Genomic DNA, 13,830 nt, shown 5'->3' on the forward strand with positions numbered 1-13,830 from the left:
TCGCCACCACCAGCCATCATCCATGGCCATCACCTCCTTTAAATGACAAAAAAACCTCATCCAATAAGGACGAAGTTGTCGTGGTACCACCTTAAATGATCGTGTCACCTTACGATTCTTGGCTTTCGATCTTCTCTTACCTGTACGGAGAGGTTGAATTTATTCTCGATACAGGTCCCTTGATAACGGCGGGAACCCCGGTTTTCCCTACTGCATCCATTAAGATAGTTCGGAAAAACAACTATAAAGGCCATTCGAGCATACGCTGGTCACCGGTTCGCACCTACCACCGGCTCTCTGAAGACCATGTTCGTCTGTCTACTTACCCTTTGTCATCGTTGTTCATGATATGTGAATTATTGTAATTCTGAACAGGGGTGTTGTCAATGAGTAGAAATCGTATGGTGATTGACGAGGTATCTAGGTTTATATGATCTAGCAAAGTATACCTTAAATGTATATAATCATCAGGAATTAAGTCCAATCTATCATTGTGGATTCACAATATACTACTCTATAACCTTGAAATGGAGTGATGATAAATGGCGACAATAATAAGTTATGGGTCACAGGCAAAAATCCCGTTAGATCCGTTTACTACTGCTATAACGGTTGCAGGGATTCCTGGAGCTGGAGCGGGTTTAGCTACAGCGCAAGTAAATATTAGTCCGGCTAATCCGGCTTCTTTCTCCAGTAGAGTCGAGTTAAATGGAAGTTTTAGTCTTACTGCACTTGCTAATAGCCAATTTCTTGTTATCATCCGACGAGCTGGAGTCGATATTTATAGATCCTTTTATCGTTTTACTACAATTACTGATATTCAATTAAGTGCTCAGTGGGTCGATGGTGCTTATATTGGAGTCCACAACTATGAATTGGTAATTCAGAATGATAGCAACTTGCCTATTAATCTATTTGGACCCATATCATTCACAGCAACTGCTATTGGAGGAGAGGGCGTAATTTAAGTTATGTTCCTGTGCGCCATTTAAGGGACGGGTGAATCAAAGCTTTGGACAGTTGAATCGATCTGATTCAGCTGTCCTTTTTTCGTGGGCATATAATTGAAGTACAACTCTCACAGCATAAATCTCCAACCATTACCTTGATATAGCGGTTTATTTATTTAAGATGTTATCCTCTAAAACAGCGTATTTATCGCCGTATTGTTTAATGATATGTTGTTCTCCCCAATTACATAATGCAGTCAAAATATCGCTTAAACTATCCCCATATTCACTAAGCTCGTATTCTACTTTTGGTGGAACCTGATTATAAACAATTCGGTTGATGATTCCATCTGCCTCAAGCTCGCGTAGCTGCTGGGTTAACATTTTTTGAGTAATGCCGGGCATCAACTGTTTTAACTCGGAGGTGCGTTTTTTGCCATGAGTTAAATGACATAGAATTACGCATTTCCATTTCCCTCCGATGACCTCTAGTGTGGCTTCAACAGAAATATTGTATTTTTTCTTGACAGTTGTTGTAGATGTTGTTGTCATGATAACCTCCAAGGTATGGGTACTTTTTAGCACCTATGGCACTTTTGAGTGCGTACTATTAATTATGTCCAATTTAACTCATCATAACATTTTTCGTTCAATTTTTATAGAATGCTATAATTTAAAGAGCTTTGAGCAAAAAAAGCAAAACGAAATAAAAACCGTTTCTATACCTCCCCCGTCTTAATCTATGAAAGGTTGAAGAGAGGAGGCTAAGGAAGGACATGACGATGACTAATGCAGAAATGAAAAAAGTAACGATTCTTGATACTCGGAGCGAGACAGATTTTTACGATTCGATATTGGTACATAGAGAACAATTGTACAGTATTGCTTATAGTTACTTGCGTAACCGAAACGATGCGCTAGAAGCGATGCAGGAAATGACTTGCCGGGCTTGGATTAAAAGAAAAACTTTAAAGGACCCCAAAGCATTCAAATCATGGATTATTCGAATTCTAATTTATGTCTGTATAGATGAACAAAGACGGAGAAAACGTTCCATGCCGCTGGTAGATGAAAGAATAGGAGAACAGGTCACACACATTGGCCATCATCGGATGGAAATGCTGTGGGCACTCGAGCAGGTTAAGCCCAAGTATCGCCATGTGCTGCTGCTAAAATACTACAACGATATGACCTTGACTGAGATCGCTAACATTATGAATAAACCCGAGGGGACGGTTAAGACTTGGCAGCATAAGGGGCTGAAGCAGTTGCGAACCATCATAAAGAATCGGGGTGAATGGAACAATGAGTAGTCAAGAGGAGCTTGCCATGTTAAGCGATGCCGAACGTATCCCACAAGAACAAAAAATAGAGAATGCAGCCGCTCAGATCTATGCGATCCAAGCAGGTTTGGAATTAGGCAAGAAACGTGGCAGAAGGTTAATATTCACAAAAAGCGCGATGTCTGTGCTGGCGGCTGCAGTGATGATAGCGGGCTTGCTGTTCTTCAATCCAACCCAGCTGTTGCCACAGCAAGGGACTTCGAGTGTTGATACGTTCGATTGGGGCGTATTGGAGCCTTTTAAAACATTGGCTGCAGCTGATATTGATGCTCTTACACTAGAGTCTGCAATCCGGAATGATTATGTACAAATCGTTAATAAGAGTGCTGAATCAAATGGATATAAAATTACTCTAAATGCTGTGCTTGCTGATGAAAATAAAATCATGCTGCTGTATACAGGGACAACAAGTGATGGTCAGGAAGTGTACAGTGTAAATAGTGTGAAGCTGACAGAAGCTGAAACTGGACGAGACGTAATGGAGGAGAATGGGAATAGGGGCGGAATGGGAGCACACGCAGAGGGAACCATATATACTTGGCTCGGTAAAACTGTATTCTCACTGGACCGAAATAAAACAAGGCCAACAGACGTAGTGGCGGATTTTCAGATTGCCTCTGTAGACCCGGGAATGTTAAGTAAACCGAAAACAGGAACGGTTTTATCCGACATGCGGTATTCTGATCGTTTAAAAGTGAACTTCTCTATTGATCCTAAGTTTTGGGAGCTGAAGACGGAGACATTAGTTGTAGACCACCCCTTCAAAATTGACGGACAGGAAGTAAAACTAGCCGAAGTCGAGCTTTCTCCGTTAAGCATAGCGCTCAAATTTACGATAAATGAGGAATTGAAAACGGATTGGATCGTCCGAAATGAACTGTTTCAAAAGCTCCCCTATGAATTAACAGCGCAGGTTGGGAAGCGCGACATTAAAATTAATCCGAATTCTGGTAGTGGATCTGATGATGGATTTATAAGTTACTTCAGCAGTAATGTGTTGGATCACCCGAAGTCACTGCGACTGAAACTTAATGCGGGGGCAGATCGAGAGAAAGAAGAGTATATTGATATTCTGGAAAAATGAGCGGTAAGCGATATTAGTGAATATGCGTTGGGAGTTGTAATATAGAAAAAGGCCGCTGGTTGCGGCCTTTTTGTTATTGTTGGGACATTATACTAACTTTGCGAGTTACCTTTTAACACCAAACACGCCACTTGTTAAATGAGAACAAACTCCTGATGCTCCTATCGGGACTGTATGTGCATAATGCTCCTCACGGGGTCCATAGGCGCTTAATGTTCCTCAGGCTTCTCATGTTCCTCACGTTTCTCATGTTCCTCAGGCACCTCATGTTTCTCACGCTTCTCACGTTTCACAGGCACCTCACGTTTCTCAGGTTTCTCATGTTCCTCACGCGCGTAACACTCCTAACGGACCATATTGCAGCTATTTTCGCTTTTTGGACCAATTTGCTTAGTTTTCGGACTGCATAGCTCTTATTGGTCTAAATCCACACCAAAATTGAGCATATTGGGTTGAATAGCTGCATCTGAGTCCGATAGCACTGCGAAATGCCCGGATTCTTCGAAATAAGGGCTCCTGTGTCCGAACCATCTGCCTCGTAAATACTGCACTGTAAACTCGCCATCTGACCTCGTAAATACTGCACTTTAAACTGTAAATCACCGTCTGAGCGTCTTAGCTATTTCGGCAGAACAAAAGTGGCATTAGTGCGGTACAAAAGAGTTGCTAATGTGGCAACTAAGTTAATAACGCTCCTCAGGTTTCTCATGCTCCTCATGTTCCTCACGCGCGTAACACTCCTAACGGACTGTATTGCAACTATTTTGGCTTTTTTGACCATTTTGCTGAGTTTTCGGACTGCATAGCTCTTATTGGTCTAAATCCACACCCAAAATGAGCATATTGGGATGAATAGCTGCATCTGAGTCCGATAGCACTGCGAAATGCCCGGATTCTTCGAAATAAGGGCTCCTGAGTCCGAACCATCTGACCTCGTAAATACTGCACTGTAAACTGTAAACTCGCCATCTGACCTCGTAAATACTGCACAGTAAACTCGCCATCTGGCCTCGTAAATACTGCACTTTAAACTGTAAATCACCGTCTGAGCGTCTGAGTAATTTCGGCGTACAAAAGTGGTGCTAATGTGGTCCTAATATGGCGTTAATATGGCGCTAGTAGCACTAATATGGCACTAATTTGGTGCAAAGGTGACGCTAGTGTGGCAACTACTAAGTCAGTAACTTTTCTCGTTGTAGTTATGGGAGTATGTGTTCAGTAATTAGTTAGTCGAGTTAGTTGCTGTAATTTGTTTTCAACCATTCCTCGTTTGACCAGGACAATTTGCCTGCCCCTGAGCCGTCAACAGCGGTAAGTCTAGATTTTAGACTAGCTGGGTCATCTGAAGTGTAGCTATAAGGTAGTGTTGTGAATCCGTTCCATGCAAATGCTTTAACGGCAGCGGGTACAGGGGAGAGAGGGCTGTTCTTAGATGTACTGTCTCCTCTGAACGTTGCTCCATCTAGTGAATAGATCGTATCTAAAGCTGCGATTGCACCCGTATATTTGCTATTACTTGCATCCGCTTGATTGTTGCGAAGAGGATACACTACATCAATGATTACAGACCTTTCAAGTAATACAGCTCCTCCTTCTGTAGAGATGGCTCCGTTACTTGTAACCCCGAAATGATACCCCTTGCTTGAGATCGCTTTTTCCATAGCGGAAGTTAGACGTTTTTTAGCCAATCTAGTATCTTCGTTGTCCATTACAATGTTATAGGCATGCGCATTACCACTACGAAGGCGGGGCATGCGGTCTTGTATATCTTTATAGTAGTTGTGATGGAGCGTTACAGAAAGAAGCGCATTATCAGCTGCAAACTCTGTTGCGCCTATTAAGTGGCCCTTTTTTTGACTAGCGGCAATCGCAATGATGTCGTCTTTACTTAGGCCAACTGAGCTGCTTCTTAAATAAGCGTACATGGGATAGGCAGCTTTGTTGGCTTCCATAGCATTAATTTGCTGAGTAACCCAGCTGTTTGCGTTTCTATCATCCCCTAAGAAGGATGACCATGAAATGGTGACGCCGTTGCTGCCTTTTTTAACATCGACAACTCCGTCATAAGATTTATTGAAAGTGCAGTGGTCGATCCATACGTTGTTGCTGTTTTCAATGGTGATGTAGTCCCAGTCGTTTTTATCGTAATTCCCTTTGGTTGCTTCATCCCATTCCCACAGCTCATCAAATTCAAGGTTGCGGATGATGACGTTAGAGCTTCTTTTAAAGGTAAAAGCGGCATGTTTAATGGTTGCACCCTTAGCAGAGAAAATGGTCAAACCGTCGAAGTTGTCTATAGACACTTTGCTGACACCAGTCTCTATTAATACGGGATGTGTTAAAGCATTGTTATGAGCGCTAAATGGGGAGATCTTTGCTGCATCAGAAATTTCATTCCATCCCAGATCCAAGTCGTTCATAATTTCAATAACCTTTATTTTGGATCCTTTTCTCAGTGCAGTGGCAAGATCTTCTGCGGTATATACCTTTTTATAGAGTGGACTGTTTTCTTGGATATTTCCACCACCTGTTGTTCCTGTGGCAAACCCAGCCAAATCATATTCACTAACCTGAACCGGTGTCGACGTTGGTGAAGCAGTCGGTGTCGGTATAGCAGTAGACGTTGGTGAAGCAGTCGGTAATGGTGTAGCAGTAGGCGTTGGTGAAGCAGTCGGTGTCGGTAAAGCAGTTGGTGACGGCGTGAAAGTCGGAGTCGGTATTGCAGTTGATGTTGGTGTAGCCGTCGGTGTTGGTGAAGCAGTCGGTATCGGCGTAGCAGTTGGTGTTGGTGAAACAGTCGGTATCGGCGTAGCAGTAGGTGTCGGCGTAGCAGTAGGTGTCGGTGAAGCAGTAGGCGTTGGTGAAGAAGTCGGTATCGGTGTAACAGTCGGTGTCGGTGTTGGTGTAGCAGTAGGTAATGGCGTAACAGTAGGTGTTGGTGAAGCAGTCAGTAATGGCGTAGCAGTCGGTGTCGGCGTCGGTGTAGTGCCAACGGTGTCAGAAACGGTCACATTGTCGAACATTGTAATAGTCTTAAAGGTAACGAGCCCTGCTGCACCTTTTTTTAATTTGGAATCGGAAGCTGAGAGCTCCAGCGTATCATTTACATACATGTTGATGGTATTTCCGCTCATTTCGAGTTTTACGTTATACCAAACTCCTGTTTGCAGAGCGTAAGGTTTGCTGGTCAAAGTTGTAGTAGATCCAGAAACCTTCTTTCTGATTTCCAGCATGCCATCATTATTATTATACAAAGAAGCTGCATAAAAATTATTTCCATCTATGTATCTGCCCGCAACATAAGTTCTGTTTGAGCCATTAAAATCAACAACTTTTACATCCGCTTCCACAGTGTAATCGCTCCAGGCTGGATCACCTGCAGAAGTACGTCCTTCTTTTGTGGCAGACTGGTAATATACGCTGTTGCCTTCGTCCTCAACAATAGTCCAATTCCCACTAGTGGATGTCCATAGATTATCGCCCTCTTCAAAGCGGTCTTGGAAGAAGGTAGAAGCACTTGCCGGATACACAATAAAAAGAGAAAAGAGCAGGGTAATGCACATAATAACACTCGCATTTTTCTTGAATGATTTTAGCAAACTCATTGTAATCCTCCTTATGTATTTATAAATTTATATTAATATAAATACATATATCGGAAATAAATATAAGTAATAATATGATTATAAAGTCCTTTTTTTAATTAGTGCTATAATAGCTTTTTGGGTATTCAACGATGAATTCTGATCTATACGAACTAGGAGTGATAGACTTGAGCGTAATCCGAATGGAGAACGTAACTAAGAAATATGAGAATACATTGATCTTTCGAGATATTTATTTTCGTGTGAGCAAGGGCGAACGTATTGGCTTAATCGGACGAAATGGAGCAGGTAAATCTACTGTTTTTAAGCTAATCATGGGAAAAGAGGAGCCAACGGCAGGAAAAGTAGAGTTAGATCCCAATGTGAAGATCAGCTACTTCTCTCAATTTTCGGAGCTTTCCGGGTCTTTGTCTGTACAACAAGAGTTAGAACTTTGCTTCGAAGAGGTAGCACGCATTGAACAGGAGCTTAACCAAATAGGAGAACAGCTTGGGCAGGTGTCGGATGATGTCCAGATGAATGCACTTTTAGAGCGCCAAGCTGATCTTTTTGAACAAATGGAGCATTTGGATGGCTGGAATGTATCTGTGGAAATCAATACGGTGCTGACTAAATTAGGATTCGATGAGAGATCGCGGCATCAACCTGTAGAGGAGTTATCCGGAGGCTGGAGGAACCGCGCGGCACTGGCTAAAGTCTTAATTGAAGCGCCCGATGTTGTATTGCTCGATGAGCCTACTAATTTTTTGGATATGGAAGGGATCGTATGGTTGGAGCAGTGGCTGCACCGTTTCAATGGGGCGATGCTTCTGGTTTCTCATGATCGGCAATTTATTGACAGAGTGGTCACGCGGACGATAGAAATCGAGAACTATCATTTTCAGGAATATGAAGGCAATTATACCGATTACGTTCGTAAAAAGAAGATGCGTAAAAAAGTGCTCGATCGGCAATTTGAGTGGGAAGAAGAACTTCTCCTTATGGAGTCCGAGGCCATTGAAAACCGTGGTAGTAAGAAGTCTTCTAAGGATCGTCTATCCCGTAAGCTAACGGATATGAAAAAACGAGTGGAACCTCATCCAGTTAACGTATTAATCACTGATATTTATAGTAATTTACGTTTTCCTGACAAGCTGGGGGAAGTGAAGCGGATTGGACAAAGTTATGATGGCCGCTCCATTTTCCAGAACATTAGCTTCGATATTCAAAAGGAAGACCGGATAGCTATCGTGGGTCCGAACGGCAGCGGAAAGTCGACACTAATCAAAGTACTGACTGGACAAGAAGCACCGGAATCGGGGGAAGTGACTTGGGAACGCGGGGTCGGTTATGCGTACTTTAATCAGATGTGGGATGAGCTGGATCATAAAGATACCGTCAGCCATGCCGTAAATGTTTATGGACTGGGACTGGACGCACCGCGGAAAAAGGTGAATAAATTTCTAGCGATGCTCCAATTCTCGGAAATGGATCTGAGTAAAACGATTGGCAGCCTTTCAGGTGGACAGCAGGCCAGAGTGGCTTTAGCGAAATGCCTTCTCTCCGGAGCTGCTGTCATTATTTTAGATGAGCCCACTAACCATTTGGATTTAACCAGTATTCAGGTGATGGAGCAGGCGTTGATTCATTTTCCTGGCGCTGTAGTAACAGTTAGTCATGATCGGTTTTTTATTGATAAAATAGCGACGAAAATGCTCACCTTTGATCCTGAATTAGGCATTACTGAGCAAAATGTTTAGGATTACGCGGGAAGTCGGATGATCACTGTCGTTCCTTCACCTAAGTGACTGGAAATTTCAATTCCATATTTTTCGCCAAAATGAAATTGAATACGATCATGAACATTTTTAATGCCAATATGTTCTTCATCTAAGGTATCTGAGGGTTGAGAGAGACGGAAACGCAGCTGTTTAAGTTTCTCTTCCTCGATGCCAATGCCGTTATCTTTAACGATAATCAGCATATCCTCCCCCGATATCACCGAGGATACCTCAAGCAGACCTGGTTCACTGCGGCTTTCTAGGCCGTGTACGATAGCATTCTCTACGATGGGCTGCAAGGAGAAGTGCATGACCTTAACGATCTCGCATTGCGGATCTAGCTGCTCCATGTACTGTAATTTATCCCCAAAACGCAACTGCTGAATCTTCACATATAGCCGGACATGCTCAAGTTCTTCGCGCAGGGTAACGGTGATTTTCCCAGTCTGGATATGAATCCGAAACAATCTGCCCACGATCCCCACCATCTCGCCAATCTCTCTTTGCCCATTGATGATGGCTTTCATTTGAATAGATTCAAGGACATTTGCCAGAAAATGCGGATTGATTTGGCTTTTGAGCGCACCATACTGGGCTACTTTTTGTTGAGCCTTGGCCATCGAAGATCGCTCAATATAGTTTTGCAAATCCTTAACCATCTTACGAATTCCATTATATAGAACCCCAAATTCATCTTGACGATTACTGTACAAATCCACATCGAAATTCCCCATCCCCACCAGCTTCACCTTCCGGCTTAACAGAATAATAGGTTTGGTTACGCGTTCAGAGAGGATATACATAAATAAGAGTGCAGTGACAAGCGATAAGAGCGCCAAGGTTAAAATGATTTTGCCAAGAAAAGAAGCCTGCTTAGTCATCTCTTTTTCATCAATATATTGAATGACCTTCCAGTTGGAGTAAGGAGAGGTAACAAAATTAATGTACGAATCCTTGTCATCAAAAGTACCATATAAGCTCCCGGCGTCATTGTTCATAAAAGTGTTAAGCGCCTGTTTGTCGATAGGGACTGGCTCTAAAGGACTCGTCTCCAATGAATCTGAGCTGTAAACGTTGCCCCCCTTATCGTCTAAAATAATAAATTTCCGCTTGCTATTCTCGGACAGCTTTAAGATTTCCCGTAATGAATCCAGCCGGATATCGATTAACATGACACCTAAGGGCTGCTTGCTTCCTTTTTTATTAATGACTCTGGCAATGGAGATGACGGATTGTTTGGAATTGGTGCGATAGAAGGGGAGATGACTTCCAAACAGGATTACGCCCCCCTTTTTTTGCTGCGTCTGTAAATACCAATCCTCTTGGGTGTAGTCCTTCACATCATAATCCGCACGATTGAAATTGGCGGAGTAGAATACACGTGACCCCGCGAAAATCTGCACACTGTCGACATTTTTAATCGTCATTTCAATCCCGCTGATGAACTGTTCAATCGTGTTTCCATACTGAATACTTAGATCATTCCCGATATTATCTTTGTTGATAGTCCAATGCTCGAGAGCGGTTTGTAATTGACTATCTACTTGGGCGTTAAGGGTCCCTTTTTCAATACTTTGCAGATACTGGTCGATGTTGAAAGAAAGATTATTAAGGATGAGATTAGAGCTGCTTTGATATTCATTTTTGACGGCTTGATTTGAAAAAATATAGATAATCGCGGATATAATCAGCAAAGGAATAGTAATGGTCAGGATCATCAGCACAAAAATCTGCCGATTGACATGCCGCATCCGATAACGTTTTTTTGGCTGGTTTATTTGCATCATTTTGCTTACCACCCCGATTGTTTTCTATAGTCTGATGGGGTCATGTTGGTGAAGAGCCGGAACGTTTTAACGAAATGCTTATAGCTCTTGTAACCACACATTGTGCAGACATCGGTCACTAGAATTTCCGGTTTTTTTAAGCATTCCTGCGCGTATTCCATACGGATTTCGGTTACAAATCGCATATAGTTCTTATCGAGTTTTCTTTTGAACAGACGGCTTAAATAAGAAGGGTTATAGAAGAAGCGATCCGCTACCATTTGTAGAGTAATATCTTGATCAATATTAGCTCTAATGAAGGATTTGATATGTTCAAAGATAATCACATCCTGCTGATGGTTATCCGTCAGACCTTCGGTATATATGTTCCCCAGATGAACCATCCAATTCCCCAGCCACTCGAACATGACCTCAAGGGAGTGAAAATCCTCAACAAAAGTAAGGTTTAATAGTTTATCGCTGTACACACCATCCCTATGAATGTGGTTTTTATTAGCGAAGCGGATAATGACACTTATGATTTCTTGTACATATGCAAGCCATAGATCAGGTGAATGGCCATCTGTTTTATGCAAAATATCTTGTGCCAATCGTTGCATTAATTGTAGAATCTCTTGTTTATTGGCGTTTTCGATGCAGGAGATTATTCGTTTCTTATCGTTGTCATCTAGTTGGATAAGCATTGGTTTAGTAGCTGTGGCGCCTGCCTTTATAGAAGAGATATGGAATATATTCCGTTCATTCTGATAGAAACGTTGATATAACAGCTTTTCAGACTCGTGAAGTAATGAAGTGATTTGAGACAGTTCGTTCGTCACTGTACCTATGGCAAGATAAAGGGCAAGATAATGTTCTAACGTAAGCTTGTTCAAATGCTGATCGAGTTCAGTAAGTACTTGGGTCTCAAAAGGGACAATGCTCGTTGCAGTCTGTGATCCCATGACTATTAGCCCGTATAGTTTGGATTTAGCTGCATATGTAAAAATAGATCGTGGCAGACTTGCCGGGAGATAGGCCTCCGTTGCAAGATGTATGAACTTAGTCGCCTGTTCTCGCATCCACCTTGTGGATGGTGAAGGTGTTTCTCTGATAGGGAAACCTGCCAAAACAAAAGGGAGATACAGATAATGTTTACTTTTGAAACTACATAATTCAGCGATTAAATTAGTGTCAATTGCAGGTTGTTCTTCTTCGAGTAGTAGCTTTATAAGTTGTGAACCTTCCAGAGTAGAACGTTTCCTTTGTTCTTGTTGTTTAAGTTGCAGCTTGTTCATGCATTCTTGAATCACGGTTAGGCTTTCTTCATATTCCAGAGGTTTGAGTAAAAAAGCATGCACACTCCCAAGCTTGATGGCTCGTTGAGCGTATTCGAAATCATTAAATCCTGTCAAAATAATAAACAAAGTATCAGGAAGGAATTGGCGAAGCTCTTCTATCATCTGAAGACCATCCATTTCGGGCATGCGAATATCAGTGATCACTAAATCTGGCTGCTCACGTAGTGCGGTAGCGACGCCTTCTTTTCCATTCTCCGCTTCAACAATACTCTGAACACCAAGCTCCTGCCACGAAAAGTAATGTTTTAATCCCGTCCGTATTAACGGTTCATCCTCTACAATCATAAGCTTGTACATGAAATCCCTCCGGAAGACTAGATTTATAGTGGATTTTTCAACAACGATATCATCAAATGTAAGTTATAAGCTAAAAATTAAAATGATTATAGGTGAAATATGTAATGTATTATAACATTGAAGAGGGGCTGAAAGAAGGTATAGGTCAGAATACGACCCTAAATGTAAAAGGAGTGGGATTCTCCTGAATTTATAATTGATTTATGATTAGCGCAAGGAATGAGAAAGCATTCTATTCCACAAAAATAATAGGGGGTAGCACATGAGAGCAATGAAAAAAGGGCTAATGAGCATTGTTGGTGTCGCACTTTTAGGTACACAGTTAGTTGCATGCGGAAATACGAATACAGCGAATTCCGCCAATGAACCAAGTAATAATACTGATAAGAGTGAGCCCGCGGCTACTGAGACTGCTGCTAAACCAGTAGAAATAACATGGTGGAATTTTCCGAGCTTTCAAGCTTTAGATGGTGAAGTTGGCAAATATGAGAAGGAAATCATTGCAGCTTTTAATGAGAAGAATCCGGAAATTAAAGTCAACCTTGAGATGATCACCTTTGAAGGCGGCCCTGAAAAACTGAATGTGGCAATTGCTTCGAATACCGCACCTGATGTAATTTATGATGCTCCTGGACGGATTATTGACTGGGGTAAAAAGGACTTATTAGCACCTCTTAATGATATGGTGACCGATGAAGTGAAAAATGATATTTCGGAAGCCTTTTGGAAACAGTCTAGTGTTGGCGAAGAGATCTTTATGTATCCGATCAATACAGCTCCTTTTATGATGGCGGTAAACAAGACCGTTTTTGAGAAGATTGGCGCGCTAGATTTGCTTCCTCTGGATAAGGAAGACCGAACTTGGACGTTTGAAGAATATAAGAAAGCGCTGGAAGCTGTTAAAGAAAAAGCACCTGATGTTATTCCTACCGGATTCTTCGCGAAGAGCCAGGCTGGAGATCAAGGAACTCGTGCATATCTTGCTAACTTAGGTGTATCCAGATTTCTAAATGAAGATAATTCCGCAGTCGCTATCAATACTGATAATGCTGCGAAAGCGTTGGACTGGATCGTTCAAGCTACAAAAGATAAACTTAGCGTTTCTGGTGCGGCTTCCCTTGCGGCTGCTGACGTGAACGACTTATTTTTACAAGGGAAATTAGCCTTTACACTCAACTATTCTGCAGTACTTAAAGCTCAGAACGTATCTAAAAAAATGGTTGAATTCGAAGATGTTCTGCTTCCATTCCCAACTTTAGATGGATCGGAACCTAAGCTTGAACCTTACCTCGGCGGTATGGCGGTATTCAATAATGGTGATGAAGCTAAGATTGCAGCTTCTAAGAAGCTGATTGATTTTATTGCTAATGATCCTGTATGGGGGAAGAAAAACTTGATTCAAACAGGTGGTCTGTCTGTTCGTAATTCGATTACAGGCCTCTATGATGATGCAGAGTACAAATACGCTGAGTATGCTCGTAAATTCACAACAGATGCACCTACCATTGCCGATGGATATGCTGATATTCGTACTTTCTGGTTCCCTGAATTACAACGTGCTTTAACTGGAGGAGCAACCGGTAAAGAAGCTTTGGACAGCTTTGCTGCAAAAGCAAACGAAGCGATTACGAAAGCAAAGGCTGCAATGAAATAAAAAAAGTGAATGG

Annotated in this window: 9 protein-coding genes and 1 other annotated feature; of the genes, 5 read left to right on the forward strand and 4 right to left on the reverse strand. The window is 42.0% G+C overall.

Annotation, left to right across the window (positions count from 1 at the left end; translation table 11 throughout):
• Window positions 1–62: 62 nt before the first annotated feature.
• Window positions 63–345 (reverse strand) — a binding site (T-box leader).
• 197 nt (window positions 346–542) lie between these two features.
• Window positions 543–968: a hypothetical protein gene (locus MHH46_RS13060; RefSeq protein WP_036686349.1), complete on the forward strand. Its 426-nt coding sequence runs from the start codon at window positions 543–545 to the stop codon at window positions 966–968.
• A gap of 150 nt (window positions 969–1,118) precedes the next feature.
• Here the strand turns inward: MHH46_RS13060 and MHH46_RS13065 are convergent, their stop codons facing one another.
• Window positions 1,119–1,502: a helix-turn-helix domain-containing protein gene (locus MHH46_RS13065; protein ID WP_076125996.1), complete on the reverse strand. Its 384-nt coding sequence runs from the start codon at window positions 1,500–1,502 to the stop codon at window positions 1,119–1,121.
• A 224-nt stretch (window positions 1,503–1,726) separates the two neighbouring features.
• Between MHH46_RS13065 and MHH46_RS13070 the strand changes: the two genes are divergently transcribed.
• Both MHH46_RS13070 and MHH46_RS13075 read left to right on the forward strand, forming a co-directional pair.
• A complete protein-coding gene (locus MHH46_RS13070) occupies window positions 1,727–2,263 on the forward strand; it encodes a sigma-70 family RNA polymerase sigma factor (protein WP_036686352.1) in 537 nt (178 codons plus the stop codon).
• On the forward strand, window positions 2,256–3,377 hold the full coding sequence (locus tag MHH46_RS13075; RefSeq protein WP_076189918.1) for a DUF4179 domain-containing protein: 1,122 nt from the start codon (window positions 2,256–2,258) through the stop codon (window positions 3,375–3,377). The genes MHH46_RS13070 and MHH46_RS13075 overlap by 8 nt, the downstream gene beginning before the upstream one ends.
• Before the next feature lie 1,235 nt (window positions 3,378–4,612).
• On the opposite strand, the gene MHH46_RS13080 is transcribed toward MHH46_RS13075, so the two are convergent.
• A complete protein-coding gene (locus MHH46_RS13080) occupies window positions 4,613–6,982 on the reverse strand; it encodes a hypothetical protein (protein WP_305954148.1) in 2,370 nt (789 codons plus the stop codon).
• 167 nt (window positions 6,983–7,149) lie between these two features.
• On the opposite strand from MHH46_RS13080, the gene MHH46_RS13085 reads away from it, so the two are divergent.
• The gene (locus MHH46_RS13085) at window positions 7,150–8,721 is read left to right on the forward strand and encodes an ABC-F family ATP-binding cassette domain-containing protein (RefSeq protein ID WP_076189919.1); all 1,572 of its coding nucleotides are present in this window, start codon (window positions 7,150–7,152) and stop codon (window positions 8,719–8,721) included.
• A gap of 2 nt (window positions 8,722–8,723) precedes the next feature.
• Here MHH46_RS13085 and MHH46_RS13090 read toward each other — a convergent pair whose 3' ends face one another.
• Both MHH46_RS13090 and MHH46_RS13095 read right to left on the reverse strand, forming a co-directional pair.
• Window positions 8,724–10,529, reverse strand: coding sequence for a sensor histidine kinase (locus tag MHH46_RS13090; protein WP_076189920.1), 1,806 nt, complete (start codon window positions 10,527–10,529; stop codon window positions 8,724–8,726).
• 5 nt (window positions 10,530–10,534) lie between these two features.
• Window positions 10,535–12,163, reverse strand: coding sequence for a response regulator (locus MHH46_RS13095; protein ID WP_076189921.1), 1,629 nt, complete (start codon window positions 12,161–12,163; stop codon window positions 10,535–10,537).
• Window positions 12,164–12,425: 262 nt separating this feature from the next.
• On the opposite strand from MHH46_RS13095, the gene MHH46_RS13100 reads away from it, so the two are divergent.
• A complete protein-coding gene (locus tag MHH46_RS13100) occupies window positions 12,426–13,817 on the forward strand; it encodes an ABC transporter substrate-binding protein (RefSeq protein WP_076183515.1) in 1,392 nt (463 codons plus the stop codon).
• The last annotated feature ends 13 nt before the right edge of the window (window positions 13,818–13,830 follow it).

The sequence above is a fragment of the Paenibacillus sp. FSL H8-0175 genome (genome assembly GCF_045040615.1).
Taxonomy (GTDB): domain Bacteria; phylum Bacillota; class Bacilli; order Paenibacillales; family Paenibacillaceae; genus Paenibacillus_AQ; species Paenibacillus_AQ odorifer.

Excerpts from the sequence above, each read along its gene's own strand:
- MHH46_RS13060 (WP_036686349.1), top strand. The coding sequence starts at position 543 with ATGGCGACAATAATAAGTTATGGGTCACAGGCAAAAATCCCGTTAGAT.
- MHH46_RS13065 (WP_076125996.1), bottom strand. The coding sequence starts at position 1,502 with ATGACAACAACATCTACAACAACTGTCAAGAAAAAATACAATATTTCT.
- MHH46_RS13070 (WP_036686352.1), top strand. The coding sequence starts at position 1,727 with ATGACGATGACTAATGCAGAAATGAAAAAAGTAACGATTCTTGATACT.
- MHH46_RS13075 (WP_076189918.1), top strand. The coding sequence starts at position 2,256 with ATGAGTAGTCAAGAGGAGCTTGCCATGTTAAGCGATGCCGAACGTATC.
- MHH46_RS13080 (WP_305954148.1), bottom strand. The coding sequence starts at position 6,982 with ATGAGTTTGCTAAAATCATTCAAGAAAAATGCGAGTGTTATTATGTGC.
- MHH46_RS13090 (WP_076189920.1), bottom strand. The coding sequence starts at position 10,529 with ATGATGCAAATAAACCAGCCAAAAAAACGTTATCGGATGCGGCATGTC.
- MHH46_RS13095 (WP_076189921.1), bottom strand. The coding sequence starts at position 12,163 with ATGTACAAGCTTATGATTGTAGAGGATGAACCGTTAATACGGACGGGA.
- MHH46_RS13100 (WP_076183515.1), top strand. The coding sequence starts at position 12,426 with ATGAGAGCAATGAAAAAAGGGCTAATGAGCATTGTTGGTGTCGCACTT.